Origin of the sequence: Candidatus Enterococcus murrayae, from assembly GCF_017315985.1 — a bacterium.
In the GTDB taxonomy this organism is placed as follows: domain Bacteria; phylum Bacillota; class Bacilli; order Lactobacillales; family Enterococcaceae; genus Enterococcus_A; species Enterococcus_A murrayae.
This window is the reverse complement of the sequence record NZ_JAFLVR010000028.1, coordinates 29090-51201: the sequence shown is the minus strand read 5'-3', so window position 1 is coordinate 51201 and position 22112 is coordinate 29090. Positions and strand designations below refer to the sequence as shown.

The following is a 22112-nucleotide window of genomic DNA, read 5'->3' as shown; positions in this document are numbered from 1 at the left end:
CTTACAATCGATTATTTTAAAAGTAGTGATTGTCTTCCCGCCTTTTCTCATGCTATAATTCGTTTTGTATTCATGAGGGAGTAACTAGCAGCGCAAGCTGTGGCAACGCCACCAACAAGAAAAGATATTTTTCTGGTGTTGTCTTAAATAGTGAGACTTATGTATGTGCTTTTCGCATACACAAGTCTATTTTTTTTACTCCCGAAAGGAACACTATTTTAAGGAGGAATATAATGACCGAGGAGAAAAAACAGCAACTGATAAAGCCGTTCTATTCGGAAGAAAAGGAACAAGTTTTAGCGGAAGTTCAAACGACAGAAGATGGACTGACAGCTGCTGAAGCAGAAAAACGCTTAAACGAATATGGATTAAATGAACTAGAAGAGGGCGAAAAGAAAAGTATGCTCGCTCGTTTCTTGGAACAGTTCAAGGATTTAATGATCATTGTCTTGTTATTTGCGGCAGTTATTTCTGCAGCGGTGTCCCACGAAGTAGTTGATTCGATTATTATCTTAGCGGTGGTTATCATCAACGCAGTAATGGGCGTGGTGCAAGAATCTAAAGCGGAACAAGCTATCGAGGCCTTGCGTGAAATGTCAACGCCAAATGCGAATGTGTTGCGCGATGGACATACGAGCTCAGTGAAATCAACGGATCTTGTTCCAGGGGATATCGTGATGCTGGAGGCAGGCGATGTGGTTCCTGCGGATTTACGTTTGATTGAGGTTGCTTCATTAAAAATCGAAGAAGCAGCGCTGACTGGTGAGTCAGTTCCAGTTGAAAAAGAACTAATCGTAATTGATGAAGGCGAAGTTGGTATTGGCGATCGTGTCAATATGGCTTATTCAAATAGTAATGTGACTTACGGCCGCGGTAAAGGTGTTGTTGTCAATACGGGAATGAACACTGAGGTCGGAAAAATCGCCGGCATGTTGGCCCAAGCAGATGAGACGGAAACACCGCTTAAGAACAACTTAAATCAGCTTGGTAAATTCTTGACCTTTGCTATTATTATTATCGCTGTAGTGATGTTCTTTGTAGGGACAGTCTTCAATGATACTTCATGGGTAGATATGCTGTTGACATCTATTTCATTGGCTGTTGCTGCGATCCCAGAAGGCCTGCCTGCGATCGTTACGATCATTCTGGCTTTAGGTACACAGGTAATGGCGAAACGAAATTCTGTAATTCGTAAATTGCCTGCGGTTGAAACGTTGGGTTCAACGGATATCATTGCCTCAGACAAAACAGGTACCTTGACTTTGAATCAAATGACTGTTGAAAAATTATACGTAGATAATCATCAATATGCTGCAAATGGTGAAGTGCCTAGCGACAGTATGGCGATGAAAGTGATGAACTATGCGAATGATACGAAAATCGCTCAAGACGGCAGCTTGATCGGTGACCCGACGGAAACCGCCTTGGTTCAATTTGGTTTGAACAATGACTTTGATGTACGTGAAAAAGTAGCTGCAGAACCTCGTGTCGGCGAACTGCCGTTTGACTCGGATCGTAAACTAATGAGTACGCTCCATGAAGAAAAAGATGGAAAAATCTTGGTTGCTGTTAAAGGTGCTCCCGATGTTTTACTTGATCGTGCGTCTCAAATTTTGTTAAACGGTCAAGTCGTGCCGATGACAGACAAAGAAAAGCAAGATATCTTAGCGAATAATAAGGACATGGCCCAACAAGCATTACGTGTGCTGGGAATGGCTTACAAGTATGTGGATCAAGTTCCAGCGGAGCTGGAATCTGAAATCATTGAAAATGATTTGATCTTTGCTGGTTTGGTCGGCATGATCGACCCAGAACGTGCTGAGGCAGCTGAAGCGGTACGTGTCGCTAAGGAAGCTGGCGTTCGACCTATCATGATCACAGGAGACCACAAGGACACTGCAGAAGCAATTGCTGTCCGTCTAGGCATCATCGAAAAGGGTGATGACGACTCTGTTTTAACTGGGGCACAATTAAATGAAATGTCTGACGAAGAATTTACTCAAAAAGTGGAACATTATTCTGTTTATGCGCGTGTTTCTCCTGAACATAAGGTTCGGATCGTAAAAGCATGGCAAAAAGAAGGCAAAGTGGTTGCGATGACCGGTGATGGCGTTAATGATGCGCCTGCATTGAAACAAGCGGATATCGGTATCGGTATGGGGATAACAGGAACAGAGGTTTCTAAAGGAGCATCTGACATGGTCCTTGCCGACGACAACTTTGCGACAATCGTTGTTGCTGTTGAGGAAGGGCGTAAAGTCTTCTCCAATATCCAAAAAGCAGTTCAATATCTATTAGCGGCTAATCTGGGTGAAGTGCTGACCTTGTTCATCGCAACATTGCTTGGCTGGGATACATTATTGCCAATCCACCTACTATGGATCAACTTAGTAACGGATACCTTCCCAGCGATTGCTTTGGGGATGGAGCCAGCTGAAAAAGATTTGATGCAGCACAAGCCTCGCGGCCGCAGCTCAAACCTATTTTCTGGCGGAGTCTTCTCAAGTATCATTTATCAAGGGATCCTAGAGGCTGCTACAGTATTGTTTGTTTACTGGTCTGCCATTCAATGGCCAGTCCACACAAGCTATGGCGAAATTCATTCCGATGCGTTGACAATGGCCTTCGCTACTTTAGGCTTGATGCAGCTATTCCATGCCTTCAATGTGAAGTCTGTTCATCAATCATTGTTTAAAGTTGGACCTTTCCGTAATAAGAGCTTCAACTGGGCGATCTTGCTGTCCTTTGTATTGATGATGGTGATTATCGTTGTTCCTGGTTTGAATGACATTTTCCGTGTAGCTCATCTTGATTTGTATCAATGGGGAATCGTCATCGGAGCGTCCTTTGCGATTATCCCAATCGTTGAAATCGTAAAAGTTTTCCAACGAGGCGCACAGAAAGATAAATAAAATAAAACTTCGCATGAGATCATCACTTGATCGTCATGCGAAGTTTTTTTATTTGACCAAGGCGTACATCTGCATGTCCTTTATCTCACCATTTTTAATGGCGTTTTTCCGCAAAGTCCCTTCGAGTTGAAAGCCGCATTTTTCCAACACACGACAGGAGCCGTGGTTCGTTGTAAAAGGCTCAGCGAAAATTCGGATAATATCCGTTTCGGCAAATAAGTAATCTGTCAGCTCTTTCACCGCTCGTGTGCCGAAACCCCGACCCCAGTATTCTTCAGCTAAATAATAGCCCATTTCGGCTGTTTGACGATGGATATTCTCGCAGCGGAAAGCTCCGATGCTGCCGATCGCTTGATCATCAGTATTGGTGATCGCAAATGCAAATGTTTGTGTCGGATCAGCTGCAAGCATGTCATGGATAAATCCAGAGGCGTCTTTTTCGGTATAGGGAAAAGGCAAGCCATCTCGTAAATTGTCTTGAATTTTTTTGTTGTTTAACATTTCGGCTAAAAGCTTAGCATCCTCTAATCGCCATTTTCGTAGAATGGTATTCATAAACCTACCTCCTAAAAATAGTTTATTCTTAAAAGGTACCATCAATCAAAGCAGAAATGAAGCCATTTCTAAATATTTCCTGAGCAGCTTTGCATATTGGCTGAAAATCGGTAAAATGAAGGTATCAAAAGATAGAAAGTAGGAAGAAATGAATGCGACCTAATACAGGGTTTTATGCTAGAGAAATTAATGAGATCGTCCAAAATACAGAAAAAATGGGTGAACGTTTACATCCAAGTTATGAAGAAATCCGCACGGCCTTAGATGAAAAGAACATGGCTGATTTCGATCAAGAGCGTTTATCAGAGATTCACGAGCTATTCAAAGAGGGAACTCAATTTTATCAGCTAAATCTAGAAAAGATCGGTATGTTAAAGGCTCCAGCGAAAGTAATGGGGAACCATAAAAGCTTTGAGAAAGCTTATGTTCAATACGTAGCTGGTTGTCAAGAAATGACGGACAGCTTGTTGCCAGAAGTGAATGAAGAAGCTTTTAATGCGGCTGAAAAAAAACAAGACGCTGCAACAGATACGATCTATAAAACGATTCAGAAGATTACAAATTTGTTATTGAAATAAGTAACAAGTTTAAATCCAAAGAGAACAAAGGTTTTCTAATTTTATTATAACGTTATTTTAAATACAAATGGAAAAGAATCGAGTATTATTAACTCATAACCAATAACAACCTTTTCTTTTTCATTGCATTTAGGTAATACTCCTTTTAGCACCGATTTGCCGATCGGTGCTTCTTTTTTTGTATTTTGTTCAGCGAGAATCAGATGGAGGGTTTTGTTCTATAAAGAAAAAAAGTTGGGCTTAAGCAAATTTGCTTGAGCCCAACTTTTCTAGTTCTCGATATTTCTAACATAATTTTCGAAGTAATCATTTAAATCGTTTTTGATTTTTTGATATTCTTCTTCAGTGTATTCTTTTTCTTCTAATCGACCTTTAAAATTCGGCAATCCCAAATCTTCTTTCAATCGTTCGATAACTGCTTCTTTATCCATATAGCTGATTCCTTTCTACTCGAAATATACACAAACAGCTTCAGGGGCGAAAACATCTTTTTGAATCATCGTTAATAAGCCAGACTCATTATCGCGGCGATAGAGAGTCAAATTATCGCTGTTTTGGTTAGCTGCAACAACGTATTTATTATCTGGACTTAAGGCGAAATCTCTTGGGAAATCACCTTCAGTAGAGACTGACTGAATCATCTCCACACTCAAACCGTCATCAGCGATTGCGAAGACTGCGATTGAGTTGTGTCCACGATTTGATGCATACAAGAAACGGCCATCGTTTGATACGCGGATCGCTGCACCGCCATTTTCGCCATCAAAATCTTTTGGCAAAGTGGAAACCTTCTGTTTTTGTGTAAAGCTGCCGTCAGATTCATCATAGGCTAGAACCGTTACAGTACTGTCTAATTCGCCAAAAAGATAAGCGATTTTGTGAACTGGATGAAAGACTAAATGACGTGGTCCCGTACCAGGCTCTGCCACGTAAACAGCACTCTCTTCGACTTCGCCAGCGTCGGTAACATCATAAGTATAGACCCGGTCTGTTCCCAGATCGCAAGCAACTAAGCGTTGATCCGGTGCAAGATCCGTGTAGTGGGTATGTGCCTTGTCCTGATTTTTATGTGGTCCAGTTGGTTCCTTATGGAAAAGAGAAGCGACAGCTTCAAGAGAACCATCTGGCTGAATTTTGTAAGTATTCAACTCACCCTTGTGGTAATTCGCGCCGTAAACCAATTGACGAGCTTCATCAACAGCGACATAGCAAGGTGAAGCGCCTTCTTCTGTTGCCGCATTCATAAATGTATTTTGAGGATCGTAACTAGATATTCCCCCTTGTCCTTCACGACTTGTTACGGAGTAAAGAATGTCCTCTTTACTTTTGGTAAGGTAGGTAGGGCTTGTTTCTTCTGTTACTAATTCCAAATTCGTTAACGTCTCAGTCGCAGTATCTAATTGAATTTGATAAATTCCCTGACTGATGCGTCGTGTATAGGTACCTAAAATTATTTTGTGGATCATCAAAAAACCTCCTTCATTGTATGTCTATTCTAGCAAGTTTATTCTCACTTGGATAGCGTTAACTTTATGATATAATTGAAAAATAAACGAGAAAAGAGCGTGACATATGACAGTGACAGAAATTACTCAAATTGGGAAACATGCGATTAATGATGAAAACATCTTAGTTCTTTTTGGTGAGACGATTACACCAGATTTGTTGGATGTTTCGATCGTTCAGAAGAAGCTTGGTGAAACAACCATTGAGTTGAAGAAGGGCGGACAACTGATATTTGGTGATCAAAGCTATCAAGTAAATGGTGTGGGACCATTAGCCAATGAAAATTTAAATGAGATTGGACATGCGACTGTGTTCTTTCAAGAAGAAGTCGGTGTGATTCCAAATGGGATTTATGTCACCCCGGAAAAGCTTCCAGATTTGGAAGTTGGGATGAAAATCAGTTATCAGTAGGAGTGTGAGTGAGTGGATAAAAAGAAATTAACGCAAAAGACCTCGTGGTTTTGGAAATGGTTTTTAAATAGCCAAGTGGTTGTAGCGTTGATCATTGTATTATTGCTGCTATTGATTGCATTGGTGTTTACGAAGGTATCGTATCTTTTTGAGCCGGTGGGGCAATTTTTTGCTATCGTTGGACTGCCAATCATAATAGCTGGGATTCTTTACTATTTAATGAATCCGGTAGTCAATTACCTGGAAAGAAAAGGGTTGAAGCGAACCTTTGCGATCATCTTACTTTTTATCGCAGTTGTGGCTTTGCTAATCTGGGGAATCGTCGTTATCATTCCTCAAATCAGAGAGCAAGTCGGCTCCATGATGCGGAGCCTGCCGGGGTACTTTGATACCATCAGTGATAAGATAAGCGAGATATTTAAAGACCCATCCTTCAAGCCGTTTCAACAGCACATTGACAATAGCTTGCAAAAAATATTGGAGTCTTTGACGGAAACCGCGCAAAAGCTTTCACGGGTGACTTTACAGGGATTAGGCAGTGTCGTTTCAACATTAGCAACAGTGGTAATCGCGCTTATTACAGCACCGATTATTCTGTTTTTCCTGTTGAAGGACGGTGGTCAGTTAGCGCCTTACATTCTGAAGTTTTTACCTACTAAGGCTCGCAAACCTACGTTACGAGTTATGACTGAAATGAATTCGCAATTAGCTTCATATATTCGCGGCCAATTAACGGTAGCATTTGCAGTAGCGGTAATGTTTATCGTCGGATTTTCGTTAGTAGGCATGAATTATGCGATCACTTTAGGGATATTAGCCGGATTCTTAAATCTGATTCCTTATTTAGGCTCGTTTTTAGCGATGGTACCGGTAATTTTTATCGCGATCGTTACAGGGCCAATCATGTTGGTCAAAGTGATTATAGTCTTTACGATTGAACAAACGATCGAAGGACGGATTGTTTCACCGTTGGTTTTGGGGAATCAATTAGAGATTCATCCAGTGACGATTATGTTTGTACTGCTGACAGCGGGGAAGATTTTTGGTATTACTGGTGTGATTTTAGGAATTCCTTTTTATGCGGTGGCAAAAGTTATCGCGATCCATGTGTTTGAATGGTATAAAGGGGTCTCAAATCTTTATGAGGACGAAGAAAAAAATCCTGTCGAATAATCGACAGGATTTTTTATTCTCTAAGTAAGACTAGAATTGCGCAGCCAATGATTTGGCCTTTTCTTTTGCCGCTTCCATAATCTCAGGCGCTCTGGCTGGATCATAATCAGCACCTTCGATGTAGATGGAATCAAAATCAGTAATACCAATAAAATTCAAGATGCCTTTAACATACTGTGCTGAGAAATCTTGACCATTATATGTACCGCCGCTTGATTGAATATGGATCGCTTTCTTGTCAGTTACCAATCCAACAGGTCCTTCTGCTGTATATCTGAAGGTTTTACCAGCAACATTGATTGTATCAAACCAAGCCTTCAATTTTGTTGGAATATTTAAATTCCATAAAGCATTGGCAATGACGATTTTCTCACTGCCTAAAAACTGATCAGTGAACTCATTGAAAATGCGAACCTTCTCTTGTTGAAGATTACTTAGTTCAGTAAATTCGGTACCTTGTTGCAAAGATTTCCAAGCCGATAAAAGATCACCGTCAATCTCAGGGATATCTGTATAATATAAATCCAACATGGTGAAAACATCTTCTGGATGGCTTGCTTGGTGCGCTTCTATAAAGGTATCTAAAACAGTCACCGTTTGTGAGTCTTCTGCGGACAACGGGTGTGCATTCACTACTAGAACATTTGCCAAAACTAACACTCCTTAAATTTAGTTACTAAAGAATAGTACATAAAATATCTAAAACAAACAATTTATCTGCTTGAAATATTCAATTAAAACTTTTTTTGTTAACTTGCAAGATATTCCTCATAGGCGGAAGTACCACCAATGACATTCGCTACTTGGAAGCCTTCATTGCGTAAAAATTGCGCCATCGTTTTCGAACGACCACCGAATTGAGTGAAGAGGTAATACGTTTTACCTTTGTCAAGTTGGCTTAGACGATTGGGCAACTGGGTCAATGGAATGCGAGTAACGTGTGATCCTTCTAATAAATCAAAAGAGTCAACAAAATCAGGGTCTCTTAAATCTAAAACTTCTACAGGGCCTTTTGCAGCGAGCAGCATAAATTCTTTAGTTGTTACTGAATAATTCATCTTTTTCTACAGCCTTTTCTTTCTTAATATTGATTCTAACTTTAATCGATTTATAGTCTGATTACAAGTGTTATCATAGTCATTTTACTGGAATTTGACGAAAAGTAAAGAAATCATTCAAAAATATTTCAGATTAGGAAAATATTGATAAGCATTTTTATTGTATTTGTCGAAAACAGTGGTTTTTTCTTTTAAATAGGCACTTTTCACTACCAGAAGGATAGAAGTCATTTTTTTATAGAAGGATATTGCTTGCGTGAATTCGATGGCATCGTTAAAATAGGAGTGATGGAGGGAAGAGAATAATGGGAAATTTTCATTTGGGGAAACTTAATTTAAAAACGATCGCTGTTCGTGTACGAGATCGTGACGGAATGATTCATTTCTACCGTGACATCATCGGCCTGCATTTATTGCGGGAAGAAAACGAATTGGCGATTCTAGGATACAAAGATCCAGCCAGTGAATTGCTTTGGTTGGAAGAGAGTCCGCGAGCAGATGAACATCGTGGTGAGATTAAAAAAATGCAACGGTTTTCACTCGTTGTACCGAATCTAGAAGAGCTAGCGAACGTTTATTATCGGGCAGAAAAAGAAGACTATCCAGTCAAATCCGCCTTACAGGCTGATGATGAAAAGGGTTTGCTATTTGAAGACCCTGAAGGAAATGAGATCGAAATTTTCTATGCTCCTAGTAAAGAACGTTCTACTTCGGAACCAATCAAAATCGATTTTACCGAGTTAGAAAAAAAAGCAACAAAACGGGAAAAAATTCATGGAGCGTATTTCGATAAGATCCATCTGAATGTCAGTGATATTGAAAAGCAGCAGGCATTCTTAGCGGACATCTTAGGCTTGAAGGTACATGATGAAAGCGATGAGGAAATACTTTTGAACCGCGGCGAGTTTAATGTAGGATTGAGCACAGCGACTGGCGGCACAATTGATTTACCAACGGATAAGGTTTTGGGCTTGGATTTTCTGCAATTTAAGGTCTCAAAAACTAAACTATTGGAATTATCGAAGCACTTGAGTGACAAGCAGCTAAACTTTTTTTGTGATAAAAAGAAATCCTTGATTACTCTTTATGATGCAGCAGGCATTGAATGGTGGTTCGTATTGAAGTAAAAAAATCCGCGAGAAATCGCGGTTTTTTTATTGTATCATGAGCTGTTCAAATGAAGGGTGTAACAGAAATAGTTATCCAAATGGCTGAAATGACTCCTGTTAAAAGAACCCAAACATTTTAAATGACCCATCGTCCAACAGAAAATCCGCAAAAAGAATCAAGGCTGAGGACAATATGTAGAAAAGCAGTTTTTGTTTGAGTCTCCTACTCATAAAACAGGCCTCCTTAAATGCTATAATTTCGTCCTCTTTAATTCTAAACACTAACCAACTAAAATTTTTAAAACGCTAAGAAGTTTTGTTTTTCTGTATTATGCTATACTTTTAAAAAATATGTTTAAGGAGGCCGCTATGTATCCTGAAACCCTTCGCTTAATAGAGAAAAAAATGCGAGAAGGTGTGTTTCCTGGCACTGTTCTTCGTTTTATTGAAGAGGATGAAGAGGAGACAAAAACTTTAGGCTATGCACAAATCGAGCCAACGATGATTGAAATGCAGGAAGCCTTTCGATTTGATGTCGCTTCTTTGACAAAAGTTGTTTGTACGACGACTGTTATGCTGAAGCTGAAGGAAGCAGGCAAATTGTCTTGGGACCAAACCCTTCATGAGCTGTTTCCGGCATTTCAAAATGAGACGATCACTGTTCGACATTTACTAACTCATACGTCAGATATTCAGACTTATATTCCGAATCGGGACCAATTAAATGCTGAGGAGCTGCGTAGGGCCTATCTGACCTTGCAACCGGGTGAGAAGCTTGGAGAAGTTGTTCAATATACTGATGCGGGAACGATTTTGCTAGGCTTTTTGATTGAGGAAATCTATCAAAAAGATGCTGTCGAGGTTTTTAGAGAAGAAGTTTTACGACCGCTTGGAATGACTGATAGTGAATTTTTGCCTCAACCGCCGTATGATACGATCGTACCGACGCAAAAGCTTGCCGATGGAACGATCTTGAAAGGATCGACTCACGATCCAAAGGCACGTGTCTTAGCGGCACATGCAGGAAATGCTGGGCTTTTTACAAATATGAAAGATTTAAGTAAATTTGCAAAAATGTATTTGAATCTTGGGCGTGTTAGCGATATTATTTATTTGCATGACAAGACAGTTCAAGAATTACTTTGCGATCAAACCCCAACAGGAAAGGCTAAACGATCGATTGGGTGGGATTTAAAGTTCAGTCCATTTGATCAATCGCCGCTGCTTTTTCATACAGGCTATACAGGAACATTCATATTGCTGGATATCGTAAAAAAATCAGCTTTTATTTTTCTGTCAAATCGTGTTCATTTAGAGGATCATCGTGCCAGTTATGTGGCTCATCGTGATGAAATTTTAGTTTGCTATTTGAATGAGCGGAAAAAAAACTATCAAAAGTAAAGAATGTCAGCCTAATTTTTCGCTGCTAGTTAGTGGGAAAGAATATACACCCTAAATCCCAGGTTATGAAGAGCGATTTAGAGTATAAACGGCTTAAAAATAAACTATAACAATAGGAAAAAGGAGCAGTTATCATGGAACCATTATTTTTACAACCAGTTTTTCAAGAGAAAATTTGGGGCGGAGATCAACTACACACCGTTTTTGGCTTTGATATTCCAAACGATAAAATCGGAGAAGATTGGGCGATCAGCGGACACCCTCATGGTGTCAGTATTGTAGAAAACGGCCCATATAAAGGCTGGAAGGTCAGTGACCTTTGGAAAGAGCATCGTGAGTTATTTGGAAATGCCGATGGAGATGTGTTCCCATTATTGACTAAAATTTTAGACGCAGAAGATGACTTGTCCGTCCAAGTACACCCAGATGACAGCTACGGGTTGAAGCATGAAGGCGAATTAGGAAAAACAGAGTGCTGGTACATTATCAACGCTAAACCAGGCTCAGAGATCGTTTACGGACATAATGCGAATACCCGAGAAGAGTTAGCAGAAATGATCGAAGAAGAACGCTGGGATGATCTTTTGCGTCGCGTACCGGTCAAAAAAGGTGATTTTTTCTATGTTCCAAGCGGAACGATCCATGCGATCGGTAAAGGCATCATGATTTTAGAAACGCAACAAAGCTCAGATACGACTTATCGTGTATACGACTATGATCGTAAGGATGATCAAGGAAATACACGTGAGCTGCACATCCAACAGTCGATCGATGTGACAACAGTTCCAGCTATCAGTCCAGAATTGGAAGTAAGTGAAAGCAAGAAAGGGACTTCTTCTGTGATCACCTATTTGAAGACGGATTTTTTTAATGTCTACGAATGGGATGTCATGGGTGAACTTTCTCTTAAAAAGAAAGGCGACTACACTTTAATGACAGTCGTCGAAGGATATGGTAATTTGGTCGTTGATGGTCAAAGCTATGAAATGAAGCCTGGTACAAGCTGCATTTTACCAGCACAAGTTACTGAATGGAAAGTTGAAGGTGAAATGAAGATCATCGCTTCGACACCAGGAAAAAAATAAACCAAAATGATCAGCCTGATTTTCAGTGCTGATCATTTTTTCTGTTATCGATATTTCACAAGACTCTTTTTTTCTCTCGTGAGAATATGGTACGATGAACATAATTATATTGAACCTCGCGAGATTTCTAGGAAAAAATCTCTAAAGAACCTGTAAATGACTCAGTGAAAAACGATACTGGGAGGTACTCATTATGTTCCATGTCTTTTTAGTTTTACCACTTTTTATTTTTGCTTTCTTTATGTTGGCCACTATGATATCTGCTATCGTTATACTGGTGGCAAGTGCGGTAGGCGGAGCGTCTGTCGCATTACTTGTGAAGAATAAGGATGCTAAAAGATTACTTTTTGTAGGCATCTCAATCATCGCGTTTATTGCAGGGTTATTTCTAGTCCCATTCATCCTTATTTATAGCAATCTTTCTGGTAATCTGTTTCTACCATTAGAAATCTGTCTCTTGATTTGTATAGCTGTTCTTTCATTCTTGGGTATTCGATTTACAAATACTATCGAAGTGAAGGCCGGAAAAACCATTCTAAAAGGTATTTTTTTCGTCGTGCTGTTTCTTGCTGTAGTTGGAGCAATTTCGATGCCGATTATTGTGAGTTTTTTCTCTGTTTAGAAGCGGCGCTTTAGATTCAACTTTAAAACTACTCCAATAGAAAAGACCGCCAGCTCAAAGCTGACGATCTTTTTGTTTTATGATAACTCTGGCAGATCGATATCTTTGCCATATTTGTTCTTTAATGCAGTGTGTAACAACCGGATTGCCAATGATTTGTTCCGAGCTAGAATCGGTCCGTGGAAGTAAGATCCGTAGACATTCTTGTAGATGACACCTTCACCTTGATCTTCACCGTTATTTCCGTTCCCTTTGACGATGGTTCCAAGAGGGCGTTCGCCTTCACCTAGGAATGTGCGACCATTGTGATTTTCAAAGCCGTAATAGGTCTCGCCGAATTCTTCATTATGAATCTCAATATCACCAATAAAGCGATGATTGTCCTGACTCAAGGTATAGTGATCCAGAGCACCAATGCCATCGATTTTTTCACCATGAGCACCGATATAATAGTGCCCTAATAGCTGATAGCCCCCGCAGATTGAAAGCAGTACGCCATCATTTTCGATATATTTGATCAACGCTTCCTTTTTGTCTTGGATATCTTTTGAAACGATGACTTGCTCGTAATCTTGACCACCGCCGATAAAAACAAAATCAAATTTATCAGGATCAAACGCTTGATAAATACTAACGATCTCTGAATGGATCTCGATATCCATCTGCTTGGCGTAATAATTCAAGGTTAAGAGATTGCCGTTATCACCATAAGTGTTCAATAAATTTCCGTATAAATGTGCTAAGTTTAATTCGTATTTAGCCACGATCCATACCTCCATCAATGTAGCCTTTTTGGGCCAATTCTTTGCGTAGCTGAAGAACTGCTGTGTAGGTCGCAAGGATATACACGTGTTCTGTCGGCAACAGTTTGATCTTTTCAATAACATCCGTCAAGCTTTCTGTCTCGGTCAGCTTATCCTCTGGAATTCCTGCGACCTTCAAGCGAAGGGCCATATCGGTGTGGCGGTCACCGCCAGCGATTACAGCAGGAATATCCATCTCTGCAAAAGCTTCATGATTGCCGTCCCAAATCCAACTGATATCAATTCCATCAGCGTAGTTGGCGTTTAATAGCGATACTAATGAGAATGGATAAGGGGCTAAGCCGATCATATCGATCACCTGATTCAAACCAACCGGATTTTTTACTAAGACCAATGTACATTTTTTTCCATCGATCTCAAATTCCTCTTGGCGTCCAAACACCTTCTCATCATAGCCTAGGCCGCGCTTGATTTTTTCTTTGGAAACGCCGTAATATTCTGCTACAGCGGTGGCCGCAAGAGCGTTGTAGACATTGTACATGCCGCCAACTTCGATTTTATAGTCTTGCCCATCAATCACAAATTCAGAGGACTTGTTGTCCATCGCCTTCATCTCAGTTAATTTATAATCTAACTCAGGACGATGGAAGCCGCAGTTTGGACAATAGTATTTTCCGAGGTTTGCATAGGTAATCATTTTATATTTTAAGATGTGCTGACATTTTGGACAAAGCAAACCATCGGTATTGTAGTGTGCATCCTGATCCTCATCAGGTAAATGATCAAATCCGTAATATTTTCTTGGATTGATTGTTTCCAGCGAATTGAAGATTGGCGAATCCCCATTACATAAAATGGGCGCGTTCGGTGATTTCGCCGCACCGTCGACGATCAATTTGTACGTCGTGTAGATTTCACCATAGCGATCCATTTGATCACGGAAAATGTTGGTGAATAAGAAGAGCTCCGGCTTGATGTATTCTGTTACTTTGCTCAAGCTGGCTTCATCGATTTCTAAAACAGCTATTTTTTTGCCGCCCTTTTTTCCTTTGGCATTCAGGAAGGTTGAAACAATCCCCTGCACCATGTTTGCACCAGTCGGATTCGTCAATACGTAATCAAACTCTTGCTTTAAAATATTTACGGTCAAAGCAGTCGTCAAGGTCTTTCCATTGGTTCCTGTCACGACAACAACTTTATAGTCCTTTACTAGTGTATCTAAAATCTTCGGATCCATCTTTAAAGCAAGCTGACCAGGATAGCTTGATCCACCTTTAAAGAACGTTTTTAATACCCATTGGGCGGTCTTGCCGGCTGAGATCGCCAGTTGACTTCGTAACCCCATTACACATCCTCCATGTCTGTAACAAATTTAATTCATCTTATCATATTTGAAAAAAAAGTTTAAATAGCTTTCCTTATTCTTAATTTTTAGAAGTGATTCTGCTGATCATTTTGAAAGTGATCTCGCTAAGCGTGTAAAAAAGCAACATGCAGCTCACAAAAAAAGGCTGGAGCAACTATTTGCTCCTAGCCAATAATAATCTTTTCTTCTGGAAATTCATAGCCTAAGTCCTGAGTTTCTTTTGGTACAAAGAGCATCAATGTATAGAGCATCCCGACACGGCCGATGAACATTAAAACAGCGATCATGATTTTACCGGTATTGGAAAGGTCATCAGTAATACCTAAAGAAAGACCTGTAGTTCCAAATGCCGAGGTAACTTCCACGATAATCGAAATCAGAGAATGATCTTCTGTCGCTGTCAAAAAGAGAATACTGAAAAGGCACATTCCCGCAGAAAGCATGAAGACGACCACCGATTTCCGCACATCTTCTTGAGCAATTTTACGACCAAAAATGTTGATATCGTTCTCGTTTTTCAAGAAAGAGTACAAATACAAACCGATGATTGCGATTGTCGTAGTTCGGATACCGCCGCCAACAGAACTAGGGGAACACCCGATAAACATTAAGAGAGAGAAAATGATCAATGTTGTATTTTGGAACAAATTCAGATCATGGATTTGCAAACCGGCATTTCGTGTTGTCATGGAGTAGAAGGACGAATTGAGCCATTGATCGAACAAACCCATGTTTGAGAAGTTATGATCTTTCTCCAACAGCCAAATCGCTACTGTTCCGCCGATAAAGAGCACGAAAAATGCTAACAAAGCAATTTTTGAAAAGAGACTAAAGCGAAAAGGAATTCGTGATTTTGATTTTTTGTGGTAAATCCATCCATGAAAATCCATCAAGACTGGAAAACCAATCCCGCCGATAAAGATCAATACCATTATTGTAATGATGAAAAAGACGTCATGAGAAAAGGGAATAATCGATTCACCTGTTACGTCAAAACCAGAGTTCGTAACTGCTGAGATCGCTTGGTAAAAACCAAAAAAGACTGCTTGAGAAATTTTATGGTAGTACCCTGCGAAATAGAAATAAATCGAAAAGATCGTGCCAAAAAGAACTTCGATCGCTAATAACATCGTGAAGGTGATCCGAATCAAATTAACGATTCCGCTAAGCCGAGGCTGGTTCATGTCCGTCATAATCAATTGCCGCTGCTTTAATGTGATTCGGCGCTTGGACACAATAAAAAAGAAGGTGGTAATCATCATGATCCCCAAGCCGCCGATATGGAAGAGCACCTCCAACATCAAGACACCTGTATCGTTGAACACTGAATTAATATCAAAGGTTGTTAAACCTGTTACTGAAATCGTTGAGATTGCCATAAACACCATGTCAAGGAATGAAACATGTGAACCTGGTTCGCGAAAAATCGGCAAGCTGAATAAAAACAACGAGAGCACCGTCATAGCCAAATAGTAGAAGACGATAATCTGAATCGAAGAAAAACGATTATTTATTTTTCGCCAGTTTTTTTTGAGAAAATTTACTCGTCGATCAAACTTCATAAAAAGCTCCTTAAATCATCTATCGAAAATTTTTAACAATAGAGACAGTATATCACGCTTCCGTAAAAAAAACTCCCGCCGTTTTGGCAGGAGAAAGGTAGAGGAATATAGCCTACGATTAGGCGTCTTGAGCTGTTGCAGCAATATCGATTTCACGTATCGTTACTTCTTGCGGCATGTCGTAAATGAATTTGACACTTTCTGCAACGTGGACAGGGTCTAGAGTAATCCCGCCCATGCTTTCCTTCCAAGCTTGGTAATCAGTCAAAGCTCCTTGATCTGTTACATGAGTTAATAATTCTGTTTCTGCAGCGCCGGGAGCGACTAGAGAAACACGGACATTTGAACCAGAAACTTCTTCACGAATTGTTTCACTTAGACCATGAACCCCAAATTTTGATGCAACATAGGCTGCATGATTAGTAAAAGTTTTCTTACCAGCCAGAGAAGACATGTTGATGATAGTCCCATGTTTACGTTTTTTCATGGCAGGGAGAACAATTTGCATCCCGTTCAACACACCCATTACATTTGTATTCAGCATTGTTTGCCATTCTGCTGGATCTTGATTCAAGACGTTACCAAGGAGCATCACGCCTGCATTATTAATCAATAAATCTACTGGACCGTATACGTCTTCCGCTTTTCTGATGCTGGTTTCAAAAGCTTGATAATCCGTCACATCAACTTGTTCGATTAAGACGTTATCAAAGTTTAAAGGGAGTGCTTCAATTTTTTCTACCCGACGACCTAACAAAAGTAAGGGAAAACCAGCTTGATTAAAAAGCTTGGCGATTTCCGCACCAAATCCTGAACTTGCACCGGTAATAACAACTAACGATTTTTTCATATAAATTGCCTTCTTTCAAATTTATGATACACTTACTCTACTACCTGGAGTTAACTCCAAGTCAAGAAGGAAGTTCAAAAAAATGAAAACATTTTTGATTGGCGATATTTCTGCCATGTATGGGATCTCGCAAGATACTTTAAGATACTATGATAAGGCCGGCTTGTTGCCATTTGTTAAGAAAAATACTGCCGGCCGCCGAGTATTTACGGAAGACGATCTGGGCTATATCGAAGTGATTGATTGCCTAAAGCGTTCCGGGATTCCTGTCAAAGAAATCGCGAAATTTATGGACTGGTGCGTGGAAGGGGATCAGACCTTGCCACAGCGCTATGCTTTTATGATAGAACAAGAAGCTGTTCTGGAAAGGAAAATCCGTGAGCTGCAGACCCAGCTTGATTTTCTGCGCTGGAAAAAATGGTACTATCAAACCGCCAATGAAGCTGGCACGGAAAGCGTCTTTTTCAAAGAGGGAACGCGACAAGTTGATGATAGTTGGCATCAAAAATATTTAGCCGAAAAAGGACATGAGTCTAATTAGATTCATGTCTTTTTTCATGCTTAAAAACAGCGAGAAAAATTGTAAAAGTAACAAGAACAAAAAAGGAAAGAAAGGAAAAAAGGGAAAGGGGAAATAAATAGTAGTTGAGCAACTGATTTTTTTGCTGAGACAAACGATGAAAAAAACGACCTTATCATGAGTTTTTTGGCGTGAACAATTTTCAAAACAGGATTCCCCCTCGGTTTTCGAGGGAGAATCCTGTTTTGTCTGTAACCAACTAGCCCCAAAATTTTCTTAAACCTTTTCCTCAACGCTTAAGAAATCAACACACCAGCTGCTAAAAAGACAAGAATCAGAATGATAATGGTAACTAGCAGCTTGGTCACAAATTTTATCCATTTATCAAAACCGATATTCACTACCGAAAGAGACACTAAGATCAATCCGGTTGGAGCGACTAAGCCAATCAATCCTTGTCCCCAATTGTAGGCATCAACAATTAACGCACGGTCTATCCCTACAACATCGGCTAAAGGAGCCATGATCGGCATGGATAGTACTGCTAGACCAGAAGACGATTGAATGAAGAATCCTAAAATAACATATACTAAAAACATAAACCAGATGAAAATGACATTATTCATCCCGCTGATGGCATTGCTAAAGAAGTTCATGATCGTGTCGCTGATGAAGCTATTTTCCATAACGATACCGACAGAGCGTGCCAGACCGACGATTAAGGCAACACCTAACAGATCAGCTGCGCCTGTAACGAAACTGTCGATGAATTTCTTTTCGCCTAAACCAGAGACGAAAGCGAGAATATACGTGACTGCTAAGAAGACTACCGCGATTTCTGTGAAATACCAGCCCAACTGCTGTACGCCATAGATCATTACAACAAAGCCTAATACAAAGACGATTAATGAGAATTTCTGACGGGAAGTGAAATCTCCATTTTTCTCTCGCTGCTGCCCGCCTAAGAAACGTTCGCGATCGCTCTCTGCTTGATCAGCAACCAGTGAGGCCGCTGGATTTAGCCGAACTTTTTCTGCGTATCGAATTGTATAAAGAATTGAGATTCCAACAGCAGAGATCCACATCAAGATCCGTAACGGCATACCGTCAGTAAAGCTAATCCCTGCTGCGTTAGATGCAATAACTGTGGAGAAGGGATTGATCGTGGAGCCCATTGTTCCGATCGCCGTTCCGAGATAGATCGTAGCGACTGCCGTGAGTGTATCATAGCCTGCTAGTAGGAAAATTGGAATCAGAATGGGATAAAAGGCAATGGTCTCTTCAGCCAAACCAAAAGTCGTTCCGCCGATCGCAATCAATGTCGTAACGATCACAATCAACCATTTTTGTTTTCCTTTTAATTTTTCTGAAAGGCGCATCATACCGGCATCCATCGCACCCGTCGCATTAACGATCCCAATTACCCCACCTAAAATCAGAATGAAAATCATTATATCAACACTTTCGGTAATTCCCTGCACTTGGGATTTTAAAAATTGTGTGATAGTGCCTGTGATCCCACGTTTGGGCTTTGTGATTTGTTTATAGGAATTTGGAATGGCAGCTGGACGATAAATTGTTCCATCGCGAAATTTGTCGACTTTGATATGAATGTCGTATTTGTCCAATGTTTTCTGTGTTGCTGGTTCCATGATTGTTTTGTCTTGCGCGTTTGTGATCGCGAATTTATCTCTTTCACTATCATAAGTCAAGGTACTGTACTTGCCTGAAGGAATAAAGAATGTTAATGCTTGAACCAAAATCAGTACAATGATGATGACCGTATACGCAGAAGGAAAACTGTGACGCTTCTTCTTGACCGATTGTTCCATGAAAAAACCTCCTATTTATATAAAATAATTACCACGAAATTATAGCATTGAAGGCTTATATTCTTAAAAAGATAGCCTGTGACTTTGTTGAAAATAATTGTTGAATCTTCTAAGACGTTCTTCCTATGAAAATTATTACTGTAAATAATCCAGCTTTTCCGCTATAATACGATAGGAACAAAAGGGAAAGGTGACAAGAAATGGCCCAGCTTTTTTTTAAATACGGCGCGATGAATAGCGGCAAGACGATTGAGATACTGAAGGTTGCTCATAATTACGAGGAACAGAATAAACCAGTGGTACTGATGACTAGCGGTTTAGATACACGTGAAGGTGTGGGGACGATCTCCAGTCGGATCGGTTTAAGTCGTCCTGCGGTACCGATTTTTTCTGAGACCAATATCTATGACTTTATTAAAAATCTTGATTATAAGCCTTATTGTGTTTTGATCGATGAATCACAGTTCTTATCGAAAGAGCATGTTGTGCAATTGGCGCAAGTTGTAGATGACTTAGATATCCCAGTGATGGCATTTGGTTTGAAAAATGATTTTCGAAATGAAATGTTTGAAGGCTCGAAATATTTGCTGCTCTATGCAGATAAATTAGAAGAATTGAAAACAATCTGCTGGTTTTGCCATAAGAAGGCAACAATGAACCTGCATTATATCGACGGTCGACCAGTCTACGAAGGGGATCAAGTTCAAATAGGGGGAAATGAAGCGTATTATCCTGTTTGCCGCAAACATTATTTACACCCAGAAATAACCAGTTCTGCTGGTGAGAATTAGCGGACTTATTGATGTGATGAAACCTATCTTCGTTTTTCTCAATGAAAAATGATTAGTTTAAAAGAATAATTAATTAGGAGGAATACAATCCATGTACGATCAACTGCAGGCTATCGAAGATCGTTATGAAGAGCTTGGTGAATTACTGAGTGACCCGGAGGTTATCAGTGATACCCAACGCTTCATGCAGCTTTCAAAAGAAGAGGCCAATACTCGAGATACGGTAGAAACCTATCGCCGCTATAAAAAAGTGGTGGAAGGAATCAGTGACGCAGAAGAATTGCTAGGTGAAAACTTAGATGCTGAAATGGCTGAGATGGCAAAAGAAGAGCTGTCTGATTTAAAGAAAGAAAAAGAAGTTTTAGAGGATGAGATCAAGATTCTTCTATTACCTAAAGACCCTAATGATGATAAAAATATCATCATGGAAATTCGCGGAGCCGCTGGAGGCGACGAAGCGGCATTATTCGCTGGCGATCTGTTCAATATGTATCAAAAATACGCTGAAAATCAAGGCTGGAAGACTGAAGTCATGGAGGCCAACGTTACAGGTATTGGTGGATACAAAGAAGTTATTATGATGATCACTGGTGACAATGTCTACTCAAAATTGAAGTATGAAAGCGGCGCGCACCGTGTTCAACGTGTGCCTTCGACTGAATCTCAGGGACGTATTCATACCTCGACTGCGACTGTAGTAGTTATGCCGGAAGCGGAAGAAGTAGAGATAGATCTGGCTGATAAGGATATTCGGACGGATATTTATCACGCATCCGGTGCCGGCGGACAGCACGTCAACAAGACTGCATCGGCTGTTCGTTTGACGCATATTCCAACCGGGATCGTTGTTGCCATGCAGGATGAACGCTCTCAGATCAAAAACCGTGAAAAGGCGATGAAAATCTTACGTGCACGGGTTTATGACAAGATTCAACAGGAAGCACAAAGCGAGTATGATGCAAGTCGTAAATCTGCTGTGGGTACTGGTGATCGTTCAGAGCGTATCCGTACGTACAATTTCCCGCAAAATCGTGTGACCGATCACCGTATTGGTTTAACAATTCAGAAATTGGATCAGATTCTAGCAGGTAAGCTGGATGAGATTATTGATGCCTTGATTATGTACGATCAAACCAAGAAATTGGAAGAGATGCAGAATGGCTAAAACTTATGTAGAAGTCCTATCGAGGGCTTCTTCTTTTTTAGAAGCCGCAGGAAAAGAAGGCTACGCAATCGAATACCTTTTTCTTGCTCGCAAAAATTGGGATAAGACCCATTGGCTGTTGCATTTGCGAGAGGAGATTTCTTCTGCAGATGAAGCGTTGATCGAAAAGGATCTAGCAAGTTTGATGGCTAACGTTCCGCCCCAATACTTGCTGGGCTATGAATATTTTTTTGATCATCGCTTCAAAGTAACAAAGGACACGTTAATCCCGCGGCCAGAGACGGAGGAGCTAGTGGCTCTTTGTTTATCCATGAACGACAATGCACCCAAGCAAGTTGTTGATATCGGTACTGGTACAGGGGCGATTGCTGTTAGCTTGAAACTGGCTCGACCAAGCTGGCAGGTGACTGCTGTCGATATTTCAGAAGCGGCGTTAAACGTTGCTGAAGAAAATGCAGAAACATTGCAAGCGGCTATCGATTTCAGGCAAAGTGATGTGTTATCGGCAATTACTGAAAAGCAAGATATTATTATCAGCAACCCTCCCTATATCAGCCAAAATGAGTGGGAGTTAATGGATGAAAGTGTCCGAACCTATGAGCCTAAAACGGCCCTCTTCGCTGAAAATGAAGGTCTGGCGATCTATCAAAAAATTGCAGCGGAGAGTCGTAACCTTCTCCATCCAGATGGGATGATTTTCTTGGAGATCGGCTTTCGTCAGGGGAGCGATGTGCAGGAGATCTTTCAATTGGTCTATCCGGAAAAAGAGGTGAGGATCCATCAGGACATGACCGGAAATGATCGAATGGTGGTTGTTTTCTAAAAATTATTTTTTGCGCGAAAAATAATAAA

Annotated in this window: 22 protein-coding genes; 12 read left to right on the top strand and 10 right to left on the bottom strand. The window is 40.4% G+C overall.

Annotation, left to right across the window (positions count from 1 at the left end; all coding sequences use genetic code 11):
- Positions 1-233 precede the first annotated feature (233 nt).
- A complete protein-coding gene (locus tag JZO85_RS12570; RefSeq protein ID WP_207108884.1) occupies positions 234-2912 on the top strand; it encodes a cation-translocating P-type ATPase in 2679 nt (892 codons plus the stop codon).
- A gap of 48 nt (positions 2913-2960) precedes the next feature.
- Here the strand turns inward: JZO85_RS12570 and JZO85_RS12565 are convergent, their stop codons facing one another.
- Complete coding sequence (locus JZO85_RS12565) at positions 2961-3467, bottom strand: GNAT family N-acetyltransferase (RefSeq protein WP_207108883.1); 507 nt, start codon at positions 3465-3467, stop codon at positions 2961-2963.
- 152 nt (positions 3468-3619) lie between these two features.
- Here JZO85_RS12565 and JZO85_RS12560 point away from each other — a divergent pair, with 152 nt between their 5' ends.
- The gene (locus tag JZO85_RS12560) at positions 3620-4045 is read left to right on the top strand and encodes a hypothetical protein (RefSeq protein WP_207108882.1); all 426 of its coding nucleotides are present in this window, start codon (positions 3620-3622) and stop codon (positions 4043-4045) included.
- A 269-nt stretch (positions 4046-4314) separates the two neighbouring features.
- Here JZO85_RS12560 and JZO85_RS12555 read toward each other — a convergent pair whose 3' ends face one another.
- Together JZO85_RS12555 and JZO85_RS12550 are read right to left on the bottom strand one after the other, a co-directional pair.
- Positions 4315-4476, bottom strand: coding sequence for a hypothetical protein (locus JZO85_RS12555; protein ID WP_207108881.1), 162 nt, complete (start codon positions 4474-4476; stop codon positions 4315-4317).
- A 15-nt stretch (positions 4477-4491) separates the two neighbouring features.
- Complete coding sequence (locus tag JZO85_RS12550; protein WP_207108880.1) at positions 4492-5511, bottom strand: lactonase family protein; 1020 nt, start codon at positions 5509-5511, stop codon at positions 4492-4494.
- Positions 5512-5617: 106 nt separating this feature from the next.
- Here JZO85_RS12550 and JZO85_RS12545 point away from each other — a divergent pair, with 106 nt between their 5' ends.
- Together JZO85_RS12545 and JZO85_RS12540 are read left to right on the top strand one after the other, a co-directional pair.
- Positions 5618-5962, top strand: a complete 345-nt coding sequence (locus JZO85_RS12545) for a PTS glucitol/sorbitol transporter subunit IIA (RefSeq protein WP_207108879.1) — start codon at positions 5618-5620, stop codon at positions 5960-5962.
- Between the two features lie 12 nt (positions 5963-5974).
- Complete coding sequence (locus JZO85_RS12540) at positions 5975-7135, top strand: AI-2E family transporter (protein WP_207108878.1); 1161 nt, start codon at positions 5975-5977, stop codon at positions 7133-7135.
- Positions 7136-7165: 30 nt separating this feature from the next.
- Here JZO85_RS12540 and JZO85_RS12535 read toward each other — a convergent pair whose 3' ends face one another.
- Both JZO85_RS12535 and JZO85_RS12530 read right to left on the bottom strand, forming a co-directional pair.
- Entirely contained in the window at positions 7166-7786 is a 621-nt protein-coding gene (locus JZO85_RS12535; protein WP_207108877.1) for an FMN-dependent NADH-azoreductase, read from the bottom strand.
- A gap of 98 nt (positions 7787-7884) precedes the next feature.
- Positions 7885-8193: a rhodanese-like domain-containing protein gene (locus JZO85_RS12530; RefSeq protein ID WP_207108876.1), complete on the bottom strand. Its 309-nt coding sequence runs from the start codon at positions 8191-8193 to the stop codon at positions 7885-7887.
- A gap of 305 nt (positions 8194-8498) precedes the next feature.
- Here JZO85_RS12530 and JZO85_RS12525 point away from each other — a divergent pair, with 305 nt between their 5' ends.
- The 4 genes from JZO85_RS12525 (at position 8499) to JZO85_RS12510 (ending at position 12410) form a co-directional block, all read left to right on the top strand.
- Entirely contained in the window at positions 8499-9320 is an 822-nt protein-coding gene (locus tag JZO85_RS12525; protein ID WP_207108875.1) for a VOC family protein, read from the top strand.
- 351 nt (positions 9321-9671) lie between these two features.
- Positions 9672-10703 (top strand): serine hydrolase domain-containing protein, encoded by a 1032-nt coding sequence (locus tag JZO85_RS12520; protein ID WP_207108874.1) that lies wholly within the window; start codon positions 9672-9674, stop codon positions 10701-10703.
- 134 nt (positions 10704-10837) lie between these two features.
- Entirely contained in the window at positions 10838-11788 is a 951-nt protein-coding gene (gene manA / locus JZO85_RS12515) for a mannose-6-phosphate isomerase, class I (RefSeq protein WP_207108873.1), read from the top strand.
- A 193-nt stretch (positions 11789-11981) separates the two neighbouring features.
- Positions 11982-12410, top strand: a complete 429-nt coding sequence (locus tag JZO85_RS12510; protein ID WP_207108872.1) for a hypothetical protein — start codon at positions 11982-11984, stop codon at positions 12408-12410.
- A gap of 77 nt (positions 12411-12487) precedes the next feature.
- Here JZO85_RS12510 and JZO85_RS12505 read toward each other — a convergent pair whose 3' ends face one another.
- From JZO85_RS12505 to JZO85_RS12490, 4 genes are all read right to left on the bottom strand, one after another.
- Positions 12488-13174: an adenosylcobyric acid synthase gene (locus JZO85_RS12505; RefSeq protein WP_207108871.1), complete on the bottom strand. Its 687-nt coding sequence runs from the start codon at positions 13172-13174 to the stop codon at positions 12488-12490.
- Entirely contained in the window at positions 13167-14519 is a 1353-nt protein-coding gene (locus JZO85_RS12500) for a Mur ligase family protein (protein ID WP_207108870.1), read from the bottom strand. Before JZO85_RS12500 ends, JZO85_RS12505 begins: the two co-directional genes overlap by 8 nt.
- Before the next feature lie 185 nt (positions 14520-14704).
- The gene (locus JZO85_RS12495) at positions 14705-16102 is read right to left on the bottom strand and encodes a TrkH family potassium uptake protein (protein ID WP_207108869.1); all 1398 of its coding nucleotides are present in this window, start codon (positions 16100-16102) and stop codon (positions 14705-14707) included.
- Between the two features lie 118 nt (positions 16103-16220).
- Positions 16221-16952 (bottom strand): SDR family oxidoreductase, encoded by a 732-nt coding sequence (locus JZO85_RS12490; protein ID WP_207108868.1) that lies wholly within the window; start codon positions 16950-16952, stop codon positions 16221-16223.
- 82 nt (positions 16953-17034) lie between these two features.
- Here JZO85_RS12490 and JZO85_RS12485 point away from each other — a divergent pair, with 82 nt between their 5' ends.
- Positions 17035-17493: a MerR family transcriptional regulator gene (locus tag JZO85_RS12485; protein ID WP_207108867.1), complete on the top strand. Its 459-nt coding sequence runs from the start codon at positions 17035-17037 to the stop codon at positions 17491-17493.
- Positions 17494-17768: 275 nt separating this feature from the next.
- Here JZO85_RS12485 and JZO85_RS12480 read toward each other — a convergent pair whose 3' ends face one another.
- Complete coding sequence (locus tag JZO85_RS12480) at positions 17769-19304, bottom strand: YfcC family protein (protein WP_207108866.1); 1536 nt, start codon at positions 19302-19304, stop codon at positions 17769-17771.
- Positions 19305-19504: 200 nt separating this feature from the next.
- Here JZO85_RS12480 and JZO85_RS12475 point away from each other — a divergent pair, with 200 nt between their 5' ends.
- From JZO85_RS12475 to prmC, 3 genes are all read left to right on the top strand, one after another.
- Entirely contained in the window at positions 19505-20095 is a 591-nt protein-coding gene (locus JZO85_RS12475) for a thymidine kinase (protein ID WP_207108865.1), read from the top strand.
- Positions 20096-20186: 91 nt separating this feature from the next.
- Complete coding sequence (gene prfA, locus JZO85_RS12470; RefSeq protein ID WP_207108864.1) at positions 20187-21260, top strand: peptide chain release factor 1; 1074 nt, start codon at positions 20187-20189, stop codon at positions 21258-21260.
- Complete coding sequence (gene prmC / locus JZO85_RS12465) at positions 21253-22083, top strand: peptide chain release factor N(5)-glutamine methyltransferase (protein WP_207108863.1); 831 nt, start codon at positions 21253-21255, stop codon at positions 22081-22083. Before prfA ends, prmC begins: the two co-directional genes overlap by 8 nt.
- The last annotated feature ends 29 nt before the right edge of the window (positions 22084-22112 follow it).

What these genes read in the sequence shown, in the direction of transcription:
- JZO85_RS12500 (WP_207108870.1), bottom strand. Translation starts at nt 14,519, where the DNA reads ATGGGGTTACGAAGTCAACTGGCGATCTCAGCCGGCAAGACCGCCCAA.
- JZO85_RS12530 (WP_207108876.1), bottom strand. Translation starts at nt 8,193, where the DNA reads ATGAATTATTCAGTAACAACTAAAGAATTTATGCTGCTCGCTGCAAAA.
- JZO85_RS12475 (WP_207108865.1), top strand. Translation starts at nt 19,505, where the DNA reads ATGGCCCAGCTTTTTTTTAAATACGGCGCGATGAATAGCGGCAAGACG.
- JZO85_RS12565 (WP_207108883.1), bottom strand. Translation starts at nt 3,467, where the DNA reads ATGAATACCATTCTACGAAAATGGCGATTAGAGGATGCTAAGCTTTTA.
- JZO85_RS12480 (WP_207108866.1), bottom strand. Translation starts at nt 19,304, where the DNA reads ATGGAACAATCGGTCAAGAAGAAGCGTCACAGTTTTCCTTCTGCGTAT.
- manA (WP_207108873.1), top strand. Translation starts at nt 10,838, where the DNA reads ATGGAACCATTATTTTTACAACCAGTTTTTCAAGAGAAAATTTGGGGC.
- JZO85_RS12495 (WP_207108869.1), bottom strand. Translation starts at nt 16,102, where the DNA reads ATGAAGTTTGATCGACGAGTAAATTTTCTCAAAAAAAACTGGCGAAAA.
- JZO85_RS12510 (WP_207108872.1), top strand. Translation starts at nt 11,982, where the DNA reads ATGTTCCATGTCTTTTTAGTTTTACCACTTTTTATTTTTGCTTTCTTT.
- JZO85_RS12545 (WP_207108879.1), top strand. Translation starts at nt 5,618, where the DNA reads ATGACAGTGACAGAAATTACTCAAATTGGGAAACATGCGATTAATGAT.
- JZO85_RS12525 (WP_207108875.1), top strand. Translation starts at nt 8,499, where the DNA reads ATGGGAAATTTTCATTTGGGGAAACTTAATTTAAAAACGATCGCTGTT.
- JZO85_RS12560 (WP_207108882.1), top strand. Translation starts at nt 3,620, where the DNA reads ATGCGACCTAATACAGGGTTTTATGCTAGAGAAATTAATGAGATCGTC.
- JZO85_RS12520 (WP_207108874.1), top strand. Translation starts at nt 9,672, where the DNA reads ATGTATCCTGAAACCCTTCGCTTAATAGAGAAAAAAATGCGAGAAGGT.
- JZO85_RS12555 (WP_207108881.1), bottom strand. Translation starts at nt 4,476, where the DNA reads ATGGATAAAGAAGCAGTTATCGAACGATTGAAAGAAGATTTGGGATTG.
- JZO85_RS12485 (WP_207108867.1), top strand. Translation starts at nt 17,035, where the DNA reads ATGAAAACATTTTTGATTGGCGATATTTCTGCCATGTATGGGATCTCG.
- JZO85_RS12550 (WP_207108880.1), bottom strand. Translation starts at nt 5,511, where the DNA reads ATGATCCACAAAATAATTTTAGGTACCTATACACGACGCATCAGTCAG.
- prfA (WP_207108864.1), top strand. Translation starts at nt 20,187, where the DNA reads ATGTACGATCAACTGCAGGCTATCGAAGATCGTTATGAAGAGCTTGGT.
- JZO85_RS12570 (WP_207108884.1), top strand. Translation starts at nt 234, where the DNA reads ATGACCGAGGAGAAAAAACAGCAACTGATAAAGCCGTTCTATTCGGAA.
- JZO85_RS12490 (WP_207108868.1), bottom strand. Translation starts at nt 16,952, where the DNA reads ATGAAAAAATCGTTAGTTGTTATTACCGGTGCAAGTTCAGGATTTGGT.
- prmC (WP_207108863.1), top strand. Translation starts at nt 21,253, where the DNA reads ATGGCTAAAACTTATGTAGAAGTCCTATCGAGGGCTTCTTCTTTTTTA.